Raw genomic sequence first — 13,303 nt, forward strand, 5'->3', positions numbered from 1 at the left:
GTTAATGTTTTTTCATTTTGTAAAAGCAACTCTCTATAGGTATAAGCACAAGGACATAGACTCCTACATATAATGCATCAATACAGGGTATGGAGGTTAGAGGCGAATGCCATACAACACCGTCAGTCCGCAAACGTTATATCAAGCTAGACCGGAATTACAGGCCGAACTCAAAAATATCCGCGATCATTTGCATTATCAATTAAGCCCCTACATGAATCACACGGTTAGGGTGCAAACGATGGATCATCAAGTATATGAAGGAACGATTGTACACATCGATGCGGATCATTTGTATCTGAGAGTCCCTCAGCAATATCACTCACCCTTCCCAGGCACCACCACGCCTGATCGCTCCTATGCCTACAACAATGTCATTCTGCCGTTGGTGTTATATAATTTATTGGTTATAACTCTGTTGAGCTGACGCTCGATCCACATCTCTCTAATTAAAAGACAAAAAAACCTCCAAATTCTGTAAGGGGCCTTCCTGGCACATTACGAAGTTGGAGGTTTTAGTTATTTGTTTTTCATAATCATTAGTTCTCACAAGAGATACCTGCTTCTTGCTCTAGCACAGCTATAAACCTTTCTATACAATCTCCACTCGGCAGGTGGGTGAACACCTCGTTCACACCCTGATTGATCAGCGTGATGTTCCCCCTAGAATCCGACAAACCCTTATCCAGCTTAGCCAGTGAAATATGGTGATAATTGATGAACTTGACCCAAGGAGTACCCATAGTGCAGGAATAAAAGATGATTCGTTGGGATGTCACTGCCAGCATTCCATGATGCGATATCTTCTGGGAGCTCTGTTGCAAATCATACGTACACCCCATACATGATCGGATGTGTTCGCCCGCTTCTAACGTCAGACTAATAGCTCTCAACTCTTTTTCATTTGTTTGCATCCCGTCTCATCTCCTGTTCGAAGTTCAGGAACGAGTCGCAGCTCCTTGACCTCAGACCAGCTTTTGCGGCTTGTCCCGCCGACCTCTTCATTTTTCGTCAGATTAAAACTCTCACGAACTGGACAATGACCTACCTCAACTGCACATTGAAACCAAGGATGGATATGTACAACTTAACATGGGTACAGGATGTTATCAACAAGCAAGCTATCACTCTTTTTCAGTATAACTCCGCAATCTGCGCATTGCTGAAGAAGCAATTATATCTAATTTTAAGTGATTGGAATGGATGAATTTCAGAAACGAGGAATGGTATACGCTTCTTCTTGGCAAGCTAATGTGAGAATACGTTAGAACGGAGAAGAAGCCTTATGAAATATAACCGTTTGCTGTGCGCTGGAATTGCTGTTTCTTTACTGTGTATCAGCTCTTGTCCCACTCCATCTACCAATGCACAAGCCCCATCATACGCCTCCCCCACTCCTACAAAGGGAAGGGCCTATTACGAAGAACGGGGCGATATTGTGTGGGAAGTTCCTACCCATCGTAAGCTTATCGCTCTCACATTCGATGACGGACCGGACGAAAGCAATACGCCTGCCATTTTGGATTTGCTTAAAGAGTACAATGCTAAAGCAACCTTTTTTGTCGTCGGCAGCCGTGTAGAAAAGCTTCCTGATATTGTGAAACGAGAACGAGCAGAAGGGCATGAAGTGGGCAATCATACCTTTTATCATTCATCTTTTCAGTATATTTCCCGTAACAAAGCTCTGTCAGAATTGGATCAAGGCCAAGCGAGCATCGTTCAAGCAACTGGTGCAGGAACCCATCTTTTTAGACCCCCCGGCGGCTCCTACACCGATTCGCTCGTCAAGCTTTCCAAGGAAAAGGGGTTGAAAATTATTTTATGGTCCTGGCATCAGGACACCCTGGATTGGCGAAAACCAGGTGTACACCGTATCGCTAATAGGGTGCTTCGCAACGCCCGTAATGGCGACATTGTCCTGATGCACGATTATGTACATCAAAGTACACAAACCGTCGAAGCCCTGAAAATCATTTTACCGGAGCTCAAGAAGAAAGGGTTTACCTTCGTCACGGTATCCGAATTGCTCTCTAATCGGGAAAAACCGGATGGGCTCATTGAAGTGAATAAGTAAAAGAGAGCAATAAAACTCCGTCAATTATTTGTTGACGGAGTTTTATACATGAGGATTTTGCGAAAACCCAATAAGGAACTGATAATTCTCCGAGCGATAATGTGTTGTTAACGAATGACACAGAGAATGTACGGTAAGGCTGGCTTGAACTTTAAAGAAGCCTATTACATCATATTGCTATTTTCATTTGCTAGCTGTACCTTTCAGTCCAACGTTTTGGAGGCTAGCCATTGCATCATCGTTATTTTCTTTCCGTTAATCACCTTCGATACTTCGTTGTTATAAACGTAAATCCAAGACCAGTGGCCATTGTATTCATACGGTGTTTGGTCGCTCTTTTTGTACAAACCAGAGGTATCTACTACGCTATCAAATAAAGACATATGAACATCCTTTGCTCCAGCATTCACTAAACGGTTATAGGTCGGAACCGTATAATCGTTCGGCGGAACCACGGTGTCGGTTTTGGCAGCCACAAACCAGATCGGCAGCTCCTTCATTTCGTTAATCTGTTCATCGGTTATAAGGCTGTCCTTCAAGGCTTCACAGGCCACCACAGCGGCTGCAAAATAGTCTTTATAATCACGGATCATCAGCATAGTCATGTAACCGCCGTTGGAGTCTCCGCCAATGTAAATTCGATTTGTATCAATGTCTTTGTTCTTGGCCACGTACTCCTTAATTAAGGACATCAATGCTTGCTCGTATTTGGAGGTGCCGTCTCCGAAGCCTGTAAAACCATCCATCCAGTAGGTTGGAGTCTGAGGTGCCAGCACATAAGCCCCTTCAAAATAGGATTGAATATCTTTAGATGCAAAATTCGCTGCATTATTTCCGGAAATCGGAATCGTCGGATCTGTACCTCCCTCACCCATACCATGCAGCCAGATCACCAAGGGGTTTTTCACTTTGTCTTTTGGCGGTGCATAGTCCGCATAGGTTAAAGTAATCCCGTCAAAAGTAGCTTTGCCGGTTGCAAATTGATCAACTAGCTTCCGTATCTGACCTGCGGAAGTATCAATTTTCAAGTCGGAAATCGTTCCGGATGTGGTTTTAATGGCTTTTTGCTGCGTGATTGTGTATTTGTTATCATTCCATGCGTTAAACCCGGAACCTGCCGCATCATAATGAATAGCTGAGCTTAGTGTTAAGGCTGGGCCGACTTCCATTTCTAATACAACGTAGCTCCCGGTTTTATTTACAGGGTTGCCACTTTTGTCCGATACATAGGCCTTGGTGACTTTCCGGTTGCCACTCTCAATAAAGGGATTTACCAGCCTATTGTCGCTTCTTCCCACATGCACCTTAAATGTATCCTTTGTTATCGCATCTTTAGGTACTGGCTTACCCAGGTTAACAATGATCTTCGTAATGGCTGCTCCCCAATCCTTAACCTCCGCAACCGTCCGGTACGAGGTGGACTGTACCTTTACATCCTTGGCCCATGCCCCGGAATTGAAAGCAAGGGTCGTACCGATAGCTAAAGTGAATAACATAGTTGTTTTAGCAGCCTTTTGAAACCGTTTAAACATGATGTCTTACCTCCCGGGTCCATTAATAAAACGCTTACATTATTTATTTTAATGATTTTTTTATTTGTATCCTGTCTTTTATTAGCCTATTTCAGGTCAATTACTGACTCCTTGCTCCAGAATACCTCTTGTTCTCTTTTCGATATTGATGCGGTGTTGCCTGATAAACCCTTTTAAATACCCTGGCAAAAGACTTCTCGTTCGGAAATCCATGCTCCAGCGCAATTTGTATGATGGAATGATCCGTATTCATGAGAACTCGAAAAGATCTCTCCAGACGGATGGCATTGATATATTGAAATAAGGTCATCCCTACATGCTTCACAAAAAAACGGGACAAATATTCGGGAGACAACCCAAAAACCTGAGCTATCGAATCCAAGGATAAACTTTGATCGTAATTCTTTTTGATATAATCGGTTATCAACGTCAGCCGCTCCAAATATTTATCGGAGTTAAAGCCGCGGATAGATTCATGATCCATTTTAAAATGCATTAATAACAGATACACCAGTTTATAAGATAGTGATGTTAAATGGATATGTGCTAAAGGGTCATTATGCTGGTTGAGATAAGCCGCAAATAAGGTGTTTAATAAGTCACGCAGCTCCGCAAAATGCTGTAATCTCTGCTCGTTAGTTTCAAAAATGGATATGCAGTCAAATGAAATCGGGTCACTGCCGTTAACATTTTCTCGAATAAATCCAGAAGGAATCAGGACGGTTATAGCCTCTCTTCCTTGTCCCTTAGCCACAGAAAAGGAATGAATAGCATTCGAATTAATGAGCACAATATCTCCTTCTTTGGAGCTATAACTCGCGCCATCAATATAGATATTATCGATTTTTCCTGAAAGCACATAGGATATTTCGATGCTGTCGTGCCAATGCCTAGGTATGTACGCTGGTTCATTGGAGGAATGAACTATAATTTTTAACGGAAAATGATTGTCTGCCTGGACCAGCTCATATTTGTATTCCAAGTTTGTCGCTCCTCTCAGATGTGAACTCATAAATAGAAGAAAATGGCTTCAGCAAAGTGCCGAAACCACTTGTATTTAACCTTCCTCTCTCTATAAACAAAAAAACCTAAGTATAACAAAATACATAAGATCCTTAGATCTTAACATTTTGTTCCTTAGGTTTTGCCTGCGTAACAGTAACAATCCTAGTGCTATTCATTTAATTAAGCTAAGTATATAGTGGGTTGAAAATCATGTCAACGCTTTCACTTAAGCGTAATGAAATGAAAAAACCTTATAGATCATGTACAAATCTATATATAACACTGCATTTTGGATCATTAAAAAAGGCTGATTATGAGAGTGTCCATAATCAGCCTTTTGTTTTACACTATGTGGTCAAACAGGGCGTCTAATCATAGAAGCCCTTGATGCATAAGGTTTTTTCAACCTATTACATCATGCCGCCCATCTTTGATTTACTCTCGCAGAGGAACGTCGTAAAACTTATCTTCTATTGTATAGCTTGTTTGGGCTTATCTTCAGAAAGTTTTATTCGTCTACATCCGCCCTCAGAACTGGCCTTGTGAATCTGGTGGAGTTAAAGGGAGTACTAGTTGTGTCTCATCTATTATTTTGAACAAGCATTGTATTGAAGAGCCAGCGAAAATTCCATCTGAAATACTGAGCTAGATGCCAATCTTCATAGCCATTTAATACACCTTCATTTAACCAGTAAGACTCTGGTTTTCCGCTCGTCACAGCTTCAGACACATAAGCGATCGTTTTTTCTAAAAAGCGAATGACATCTAGGATTTTATCTGGAGTGGACACATCTCCATGCCCGGGAATGACAGTATCTACCTTCAGATCTCTTTGAATGCGTCTAAGGATGCGTATCCAAGCGTAGGGATTACCGTATGGCATGACCGGAATCGTCTTGTTGGTTATTAAATCACCAGCAATCAAGGTTCGTTCTTCAGGCACGTAAATAACGGCATCGCTTAAAGAATGGCCGCCTCCGTAGGATAAAACTTCGACAGTGCGTTTTGCTCCTTTTATAACTAGTTTATCGTCAAAAGTTATCGTGGGTATCACCCTACGAAGGGAAGGGATAGCATCATACAAGGCTCTCTGCACGGAAAGATCATAGCCGATTTCGGTTAACATGTGCGGATTTTTTTCTTGTGAACGTACTTGATGTAGGCTATTTATTAACTTCTGAATGTTTTGTTGCATTAGATCAATATTCACTTTACCCATTTCAGATAGCAAATCTCTTGTCCAAACGGTAGATATAAAATCACTTTCCATGAATTCCTGATTGCCGTTGACATGATCTCCATGGAAATGAGTATTGATCACATATTTAATTGGTTTATTCGTTAATTGTTCTGCGGTTTGACGTAACAAAGCACCAGAATGCGGTAGGTTGGTTGTGTCCACAACAACGGTCAAATCCCCAATGTCAATAATTGCTGCATTCCCCAGCGAACCACTACCAGGTACCGAAATAGCACCCCAGATACCTTCCGCTGCTTGTTGAATCGTGAAATATTTGTTGTTCATTGTTTATGCCTCCATCAAATTTATGTTTCATGTATATCAATTAGCAACTTTAGCTTACAAGTTAGAGTCAACTAGAAATCAAGCACAAATTTTTGAAATGAAGTTAGAGGTGCAAATATCGACTTCGAGTTGACTTAAAGATGTATAATAGTTTTAAATTTTGGTTTAGAAAAAAGGAGTGACATAAAAAAACAATGCTTACTATAAGTCAAGTATCAGAAAGAACGGGGCTAACTCCTTATACGATTCGCTATTATGAAAAAATTGGAGTACTACAGGAACCAAATCGAAGAAATGGAAGGACACGCATTTATACCGAAAGTGAGGTTTCATATATACAATGTTTAATTAGATTAAAAAAATTGGGATTGTCGCTTGAGGAGATTACGGAATTTACTCATGACGGATGTATACTGGACAAAATTCAAAAAGGGCAAGAAGTTGCTAATTTTACTCCTGCCTTACACATACGGATAGAAATTCTGGAAAAACATCTGGTGGAACTGGAATCCAAGCGGCAGGAACTTGAGTGCATGATTTCCCTTGCTAACGAGAAGATAGCGCTGTACCAAAAACTTACGAAAGACGATATAGTAATGTAGAAGACCTGGTTCACCACCAGCATATACGATGGCAACAGAATTGATTGAACTAACGGGAAACGTTAGTTCAATGAAATAGCGATAGGCTAGGGCTTTATTTTCCCGTCCTAGGCTACCATTGTTTCTTTTGTTGTAGTTATCAACGAACATTAAAAAGTAGACTCATACCAGTTACCCAGTTGAGCCCTTTACATCTACTCTAAATTCAAACTGATTCCTCATGAAAAAGGTTCCGTTAATCTTAACCGACTCCGGTGTAATATTCTCCACTGCTCCACTGTAATCCACAATATCTATCAAACCCTCGTTCAACGGCTGAACCATATATACTCTTGCCTGGCTTAATGCAGCAGCAAATAGTTCTAAATCCGATTTTAACACTTTATATGTATGGTTCATGCTGATCACCTCAGAAATAGAAATTCGGGTAAATCGTGTGGTAATTCCTACACTGAAGAAAGCTCTGCCGACCATAAGGTTAGCAGAGCTTTTTAATGACGATTAAGAACCTCCAACCTGTACAAGAATCTGGATACCAGGTACGGTTATAAAAACCCAAAAGCTACTCACAACAATTAACAGTCCCATTTTTCTCAACATTACCTATCCACACCTTTTCAATTAGATTGGAGAACTCTGTTTTGATTTCAGGAGTCGCATAGACTTGGAAACGCATAAACAGGCCAATACAAATTATAAAGTAAGTTTAAAACCATCACTGTACCTTTCTCTGTTTAAATAATAGTAAGCCATTTCGTAACCAAACCATGCAATGTAGTCGGGTACTACTTGTTGGCTGTACATATCAGTAGATGTCGGGAGTTGAGTAACGGCATCAATGTCTTTTTTAAACCTTGAAAGTACATCATCAACATCCAAATTATATTGATTAGCAGCTATCATAACGTTTAACAGCTTCGAAAGTTTCTCACCTTCCATGGTATCTGCTGTTTCGGCTATGTATTCAACATATGAAAAAAGATGCTAATGAGAAAATAAGAATTCACTTTGCAGATATATTGAACTTCAATTTCACGAAAGATCATCTCCCTTTGCAAGAAATGTGATTTTTTCGTGATTTAATGAAGAAAGGCTCCCACTCGGGAGCCTTTTAAATAGCGGTATTACAGGGTTTTGATACCCTTTATTACATCATTCCACCCATGCCGCCCATTCCGCCCATGTCAGGCATTGCAGCCTTTTCTGGTTCTGGCTTGTCAGCGATAACCGCTTCGGTAGTCAGGAACATTGCTGCTACGGAAGCAGCGTTTTGCAATGCATAACGAGTTACTTTCGCAGGGTCCACGATACCAGCTTCGATCATGTTTACCCAGTCGCCAGTAGCTGCGTTAAAGCCTACGCCAACTTCTTCGCGTTTCAGACGCTCAACGATTACAGAGCCTTCTTCACCTGCGTTAGCAGCAATGGTGCGGATTGGAGCTTCCAGAGCGCGCAACACGATGTTCACGCCTGTTTGCTCGTCGCCTTGCAGTTCAACAGCTGCAACTGCTTTGTATACGTTCAGGAGCGCTACACCACCACCGGATACGATACCTTCTTCAACCGCAGCACGGGTTGCGTTCAAGGCATCTTCGATGCGCAGTTTGCGTTCTTTCAATTCTGTTTCAGTAGCCGCACCAACTTTGATGACTGCTACGCCGCCGGACAATTTAGCCAGACGCTCTTGCAGTTTCTCTTTGTCGAACTCGGAAGTAGTTTCTTCCAGTTGCGTGCGGATTTGGCTAACACGAGCGTCGATGTCGGCTTTGTTTCCAGCACCGTCAACCACAATCGTATTTTCTTTAGTGATACGCACTTGACGTGCTGTACCCAGTTGGTCTACGGAAGCGGTTTTCAAGTCCAGACCCAGTTCTTCTGTAATCACTTGACCGCCTGTAAGGGCAGCGATATCTTGCAGCATTGCTTTACGACGGTCACCAAAGCCTGGAGCTTTAACAGCTACAGCGTTGAATGTACCACGCAGTTTGTTAACAACGAGCATAGCCAGTGCTTCACCTTCGATGTCTTCAGCGATCAGAACGAGTGGCTTGCCTTGTTGTACAATTTTTTCAAGCAATGGCAGGATTTCTTGTGTGTTTGTGATTTTTTTGTCTGTGATCAGGATATACGGATTGTCCAGTACAGCTTCCATTTTGTCCGTATCTGTAATCATGTACGGGGAAATGTAGCCACGGTCAAATTGCATACCTTCAACCACTTCCAGCTCTGTTGCAAAACCGCGGGATTCTTCAACAGTGATTACACCGTCTTTGCCCACTTTTTCCATAGCTTCAGCGATCAGTTCGCCTACTTCGTCATCAGCAGCGGAAATACCAGCTACTTGAGCAATGGATTGTTTGCTTTCGATTGGTTTGGAGATGGCTTGCAGTTCAGCGACAGCCGCTTTAACCGCTTTGTCGATCCCTTTACGGATACCGATTGGGCTTGCGCCAGCAGTTACGTTTTTCAGGCCTTCTGTGATAAGGGCTTGAGCCAAAACAGTAGCAGTAGTCGTACCATCACCAGCTACATCGTTCGTTTTGGTTGCTACTTCTTTAACCAGTTGAGCGCCCATGTTTTCGAACGCGTCTTCCAGCTCGATTTCTTTTGCAATCGTTACACCGTCATTGGTGATGAGCGGGCTACCGAATTTTTTCTCCAGTACAACGTTACGGCCTTTCGGTCCGAGTGTTACTTTAACAGCATTAGCCAATGCGTCAACCCCGCGCAACATAGAGCGACGAGCGTCTTCACTGAATTTAATATCTTTAGCCATTTGTGATAAACCTCCCTATGGATTATGAATGATTTGTTTCAATTCCTATATTCAGGTCTTGTCCGGGTTCCGGTTAACCGATGATCGCGTGGATATCGCTTTCTTTCATAATCAAATATTCTTTACCTTCATATTTGATTTCCGTTCCAGCGTATTTAGAGAAAATGACACGGTCGCCTTCTTTTACTTCCAGAGGAATACGGGCACCGTCTTTCAATGCGCCTGCGCCAACCGCGATAATTTTGCCTTCTTGCGGCTTTTCCTTGGCAGAGTCAGGAAGTACGATCCCGAAGGAAGTCGTTGTCTCTTGCTCAATTGCTTCCACCAATACGCGTTCACCCAAAGGTTTGATCATGAAAAAATAGCCTCCTTATTAAGTGTTTTATCCTGTAATTTGGTTGTTATGTTGTATGTATTAGCACTCGACAGTCGTCAGTGCTAACAACCAACTTTATGATACTCAACTTGGGATTGAATTTCAAGTCCCTAATGTATTTTTTATGGGAATTTTTATGGACAGCCCTTCCCGATTATATCCATCTATCTGAAAAATAACCGTTAACTCAAGGCTAAAGGTTATTTTTAAGGCAGCTAAGCTGCTGCTGTTATGCTCTATAAATAGTCATGATATACAAAATGCCATTCATCATCTGCAAGACATGTAGCGCGGACCCGAATAAATTGTTTACTGAGCCATTCAGGTCCTGCCTTATTATTCTGAAGCTACACGCAATTGGGCCTCACGTTCCTCCTGTGCACGCAGCTGCCTGCGGTACACGACCGAAGACAAATACACGCTCACTTCATACAGCACCAGCAACGGAATCGCCACCAAAAAATCGGAAATAAAGTCCGGCGGGGTAATGACAACCGCAACGAACACAAGCAGAAAATAAGAAATCTTCCGCCACTTGCGAAGCCGCATTGGTGTTAAAACATGAATTCCCGTCAGAAACATGATAAGCAGGGGGAGCTCAAACAGCAGCGCTACAGGTAGTACAATATTAAACATAAAGGTGAAATATTGTGCGATCCCGTACGTTTCCTGTAATCCCATACTTTTGGTGACCGATGATGTAAACTGAATTGCCATCGGGAAAATAATGAAATAAGCAAAAGCTGTCCCAATGATGAACAAAAGCAGCACATAAGGCACATACCGCAAAGTCGCACTTCGTTCTTGTGGTCTTAAGCCCGGGCTGACAAACTTCCACAGTTGATAGCAAGCAAACGGTAGCGCCACCGCAATCCCGATGATCATGGCGATCTTCATGTAGATACCGATCCCGTCCCAAAAGGAAAACGCGTTTAACTGAAAAGCTTGCGCCGAACCGGAGCGAATAAGCCAGTCATAGACAGAACCCGCCGCGAACAGACCACCAACCAGTGCCAATACAAATACAATTAGCACATAGATAATTCTGCGGCGAAGCTCTCCCAGATGTTCCATTAGCGGCATTTCATGCTCTGATGGGGTCAAGTCCACTCCTCCTTTCTGAACGGAACGCAGCAGCGCCTCCTAAAAAATAAAGCCCTTCACTGAAGAAGAGGCTTTTGTTTATTGTACTAGATCAAGAATCGATCACTAAATCTATGACAAGCGTTTATCCTCAGGCTGAGGTTGAACTTCTGAAGACGTCGTTGGTGATGCTTTGACCACACTATCTTTGCTGTCTTTACGCTCAGTCCGTTCATCTTCTGATAAAATATCGCGTGCCCCGTTTTTAAACTCACGGAATGTACGCCCTACAGCTCGACCCAACTCAGGCAGCTTGTTCGGACCAAATAGCAGCAGCGCCAGAATAATTAACAAAATATAACCCGGTGCTCCAATATTGGGCATGTGTAGTAATCCTCCTTATGTTGACGGACAAAATAACAATCTTTGTCCGTATACGGCCTTATAAATTCTATAGGTATCATACCACACACGATGTGCTGCCTTCTATCGGAACTGGCCTGTCACCATAAGCAGCGCTTCTGGAAGTTGGTCCATTATCGCTGCCAAATTTTCATGCACACCTTTGGGCGTTCCTGGCAAATTGACGATCAGTGTACGTCCGCGTATTCCTACGATTCCACGGAATAGCATAGCCGCTGGATTTTTCTGCATCACGATCATTCTCATGGCTTCCGCCATGCCTGGCACTTCCCGTTCCACAACCCGCCTAGTCGCCTCCGGTGTCACATCACGGATCGCCAGCTCGGTTCCACCCGTAGTTAGTACCAGGTCCGCATGAAAATAATCGGTCATTTCGATTAAAGCTGCAATAATTTCATCCGGTTCATCGGGAACGATCCGGTATTCCACAATCTCTCCGCCCAGTTCTTCTTCGATGAGTTCCCGGATGACCTGTGCGCTTGTATCCTCACGCTCTCCCCTTGCCCCTTTATCACTGGCTGTTAGGATCGCCGTTTTCCACACCATAAGATCACCCTTCTCCTATCATGAAAGAATACTTTCTCTTCTGAAAATCAGAAACAGCCACGCTGCATCCTCCATCACATCACAGTACCCTCTCGGCGACAATGTTGTCTATGTCAAGGTTCCCGGTGGTCCTCCCTTTGAAAATCCCCATGCTTGCCACCTGTTTTAGATTGCAGCATGGTAGGGCCGATGATCATATCTTTTTGCAGCGCCTTGCACATATCATACACGGTTAACGCTGCGGCTGAAGCCGCTGTCAAAGCTTCCATTTCTACACCTGTCTTACCTTCGGTCTTCACTTCAACTTCAATATGAAGCACATCATGTCCATTATCGGAAAAAGTAATGTTCACGCCTGTCAGGGCCAGTGGATGACACATCGGTATCCAGTCTGACGTTTTTTTCGCGCCTTGAATCCCTGCGACCTGGGCCACAGCAAGAACATCACCCTTGCCGATTCTTCCTTCTTTTACAGCCGTCAATGTAGCCGGATTCATCGTAATCTGAGTCACGGCAACTGCTGTACGAATCGTAGACGTTTTACCCGAAATATCTACCATCCGAGCCCGTCCCTGTTCATTAAAATGAGTAAAGGAATCCACGACTCCCTCACAACTCCTTTCACATACCCAACTTTACTTCATTCATCATTTGTCAATAATCACAATCTAAGCGTCCATCCAGAGTAAACAGCACGTCCACTCGCAAATCCCTTGGCTCCATGGGCACCTGTGTCAGCAATTGTCCCGGCAACAGCAGCGAGACATAAAGCGGACCTGCATGGCTGTTGTTACGCTTCTCTGCCTCTACCTGTACGGTAAAGCGGTCATAATAGCCTCCGCCGTAGCCGATCCTGCCCCCACGACGATCAAAGGCCAAGCCGGGCACAACAACCCAGTCAATTCCCGTCCACATTTCAGGCGACCATTCCTTGCATGTCAAAGCAGGCTCAGGGATGTTCCAGATGCCGGGTACAATATCTCCGTACTGATCCATCTCCCTCAGCTCCATAGTCCGAGTTACCGGGTTCACTCTTGGGGCCAGGACACGATCTCCCTGTGACCAGCAATGCTCAATGAGGGGAGTCGTCGAAATCTCGCTGCCAAAAGAGAGATAACTAAATAAGGTTAGCTTATCTCCGTTTCTGTCTATTCTAAGCTGCTCCCATGCCTCGATTGCATGCCGACAGGCCACAGCCGATGCCTTCTGCCTTGTCAGCGGGTCCATGGAGTCACGCGCTTCCCGTTGCTGCAAACGCAGCGCGTTCTTCACATTACAGACATCCATCACATCCGCCCTCCCGCACAATCGTCGATAATCTTTAAAACGTTACTATTGTCCCATTTGTCAGTAAGTGCTGT

General features: G+C 43.5%; 15 protein-coding genes and 1 pseudogene. 3 read left to right on the forward strand and 13 right to left on the reverse strand.

The window, feature by feature from the left end; genetic code table 11:
• Positions 1-106 precede the first annotated feature (106 nt).
• Positions 107-427, forward strand: a complete 321-nt coding sequence (locus NLX74_RS16090; RefSeq protein WP_254329297.1) for a hypothetical protein — start codon at positions 107-109, stop codon at positions 425-427.
• A 112-nt stretch (positions 428-539) separates the two neighbouring features.
• Here NLX74_RS16090 and NLX74_RS16095 read toward each other — a convergent pair whose 3' ends face one another.
• The gene (locus tag NLX74_RS16095; protein ID WP_165176370.1) at positions 540-914 is read right to left on the reverse strand and encodes a PH domain-containing protein; all 375 of its coding nucleotides are present in this window, start codon (positions 912-914) and stop codon (positions 540-542) included.
• 371 nt (positions 915-1,285) lie between these two features.
• Here NLX74_RS16095 and NLX74_RS16100 point away from each other — a divergent pair, with 371 nt between their 5' ends.
• Entirely contained in the window at positions 1,286-2,074 is a 789-nt protein-coding gene (locus tag NLX74_RS16100; protein ID WP_165176372.1) for a polysaccharide deacetylase family protein, read from the forward strand.
• Between the two features lie 203 nt (positions 2,075-2,277).
• Here the strand turns inward: NLX74_RS16100 and NLX74_RS16105 are convergent, their stop codons facing one another.
• From NLX74_RS16105 to NLX74_RS16115, 3 genes are all read right to left on the reverse strand, one after another.
• On the reverse strand, positions 2,278-3,606 hold the full coding sequence (locus tag NLX74_RS16105) for a prolyl oligopeptidase family serine peptidase (RefSeq protein WP_254329298.1): 1,329 nt from the start codon (positions 3,604-3,606) through the stop codon (positions 2,278-2,280).
• 100 nt (positions 3,607-3,706) lie between these two features.
• The gene (locus tag NLX74_RS16110) at positions 3,707-4,588 is read right to left on the reverse strand and encodes an AraC family transcriptional regulator (RefSeq protein WP_254329299.1); all 882 of its coding nucleotides are present in this window, start codon (positions 4,586-4,588) and stop codon (positions 3,707-3,709) included.
• Between the two features lie 603 nt (positions 4,589-5,191).
• Entirely contained in the window at positions 5,192-6,136 is a 945-nt protein-coding gene (locus NLX74_RS16115; RefSeq protein WP_254329300.1) for an MBL fold metallo-hydrolase, read from the reverse strand.
• Between the two features lie 194 nt (positions 6,137-6,330).
• Between NLX74_RS16115 and NLX74_RS16120 the strand changes: the two genes are divergently transcribed.
• Complete coding sequence (locus NLX74_RS16120; protein WP_254329301.1) at positions 6,331-6,738, forward strand: MerR family transcriptional regulator; 408 nt, start codon at positions 6,331-6,333, stop codon at positions 6,736-6,738.
• Positions 6,739-6,909: 171 nt separating this feature from the next.
• Here NLX74_RS16120 and NLX74_RS16125 read toward each other — a convergent pair whose 3' ends face one another.
• The 9 genes and pseudogenes from NLX74_RS16125 to NLX74_RS16165 form a co-directional block, all read right to left on the reverse strand.
• Positions 6,910-7,137 carry a hypothetical protein gene (locus NLX74_RS16125; protein ID WP_254329302.1) on the reverse strand — a complete coding sequence of 76 codons (228 nt, stop codon included), beginning with the start codon at positions 7,135-7,137 and terminating at the stop codon, positions 6,910-6,912.
• A gap of 163 nt (positions 7,138-7,300) precedes the next feature.
• Positions 7,301-7,719 (reverse strand): annotated as a pseudogene (locus tag NLX74_RS16130) (transcriptional regulator); the annotation flags it as partial.
• 166 nt (positions 7,720-7,885) lie between these two features.
• Positions 7,886-9,514: a chaperonin GroEL gene (gene groL / locus NLX74_RS16135; RefSeq protein WP_013369880.1), complete on the reverse strand. Its 1,629-nt coding sequence runs from the start codon at positions 9,512-9,514 to the stop codon at positions 7,886-7,888.
• 73 nt (positions 9,515-9,587) lie between these two features.
• Positions 9,588-9,869 (reverse strand): co-chaperone GroES, encoded by a 282-nt coding sequence (groES, locus tag NLX74_RS16140; protein ID WP_007429271.1) that lies wholly within the window; start codon positions 9,867-9,869, stop codon positions 9,588-9,590.
• A gap of 357 nt (positions 9,870-10,226) precedes the next feature.
• Positions 10,227-10,994, reverse strand: coding sequence for a twin-arginine translocase subunit TatC (gene tatC, locus NLX74_RS16145; RefSeq protein WP_254329303.1), 768 nt, complete (start codon positions 10,992-10,994; stop codon positions 10,227-10,229).
• A 111-nt stretch (positions 10,995-11,105) separates the two neighbouring features.
• Positions 11,106-11,357, reverse strand: coding sequence for a twin-arginine translocase TatA/TatE family subunit (locus NLX74_RS16150; RefSeq protein WP_235307623.1), 252 nt, complete (start codon positions 11,355-11,357; stop codon positions 11,106-11,108).
• 102 nt (positions 11,358-11,459) lie between these two features.
• Positions 11,460-11,942: a MogA/MoaB family molybdenum cofactor biosynthesis protein gene (locus NLX74_RS16155; RefSeq protein ID WP_013309212.1), complete on the reverse strand. Its 483-nt coding sequence runs from the start codon at positions 11,940-11,942 to the stop codon at positions 11,460-11,462.
• Positions 11,943-12,055: 113 nt separating this feature from the next.
• On the reverse strand, positions 12,056-12,544 hold the full coding sequence (gene moaC, locus NLX74_RS16160; protein ID WP_013309211.1) for a cyclic pyranopterin monophosphate synthase MoaC: 489 nt from the start codon (positions 12,542-12,544) through the stop codon (positions 12,056-12,058).
• A gap of 52 nt (positions 12,545-12,596) precedes the next feature.
• The gene (locus tag NLX74_RS16165) at positions 12,597-13,229 is read right to left on the reverse strand and encodes a 5-formyltetrahydrofolate cyclo-ligase (protein WP_254329437.1); all 633 of its coding nucleotides are present in this window, start codon (positions 13,227-13,229) and stop codon (positions 12,597-12,599) included.
• Positions 13,230-13,303: the final 74 nt, after the last annotated feature.

Origin of the sequence: Paenibacillus sp. MZ03-122A, from assembly GCF_024213325.1 — a bacterium.
In the GTDB taxonomy this organism is placed as follows: Bacteria; Bacillota; Bacilli; order Paenibacillales; family Paenibacillaceae; genus Paenibacillus; species Paenibacillus polymyxa_B.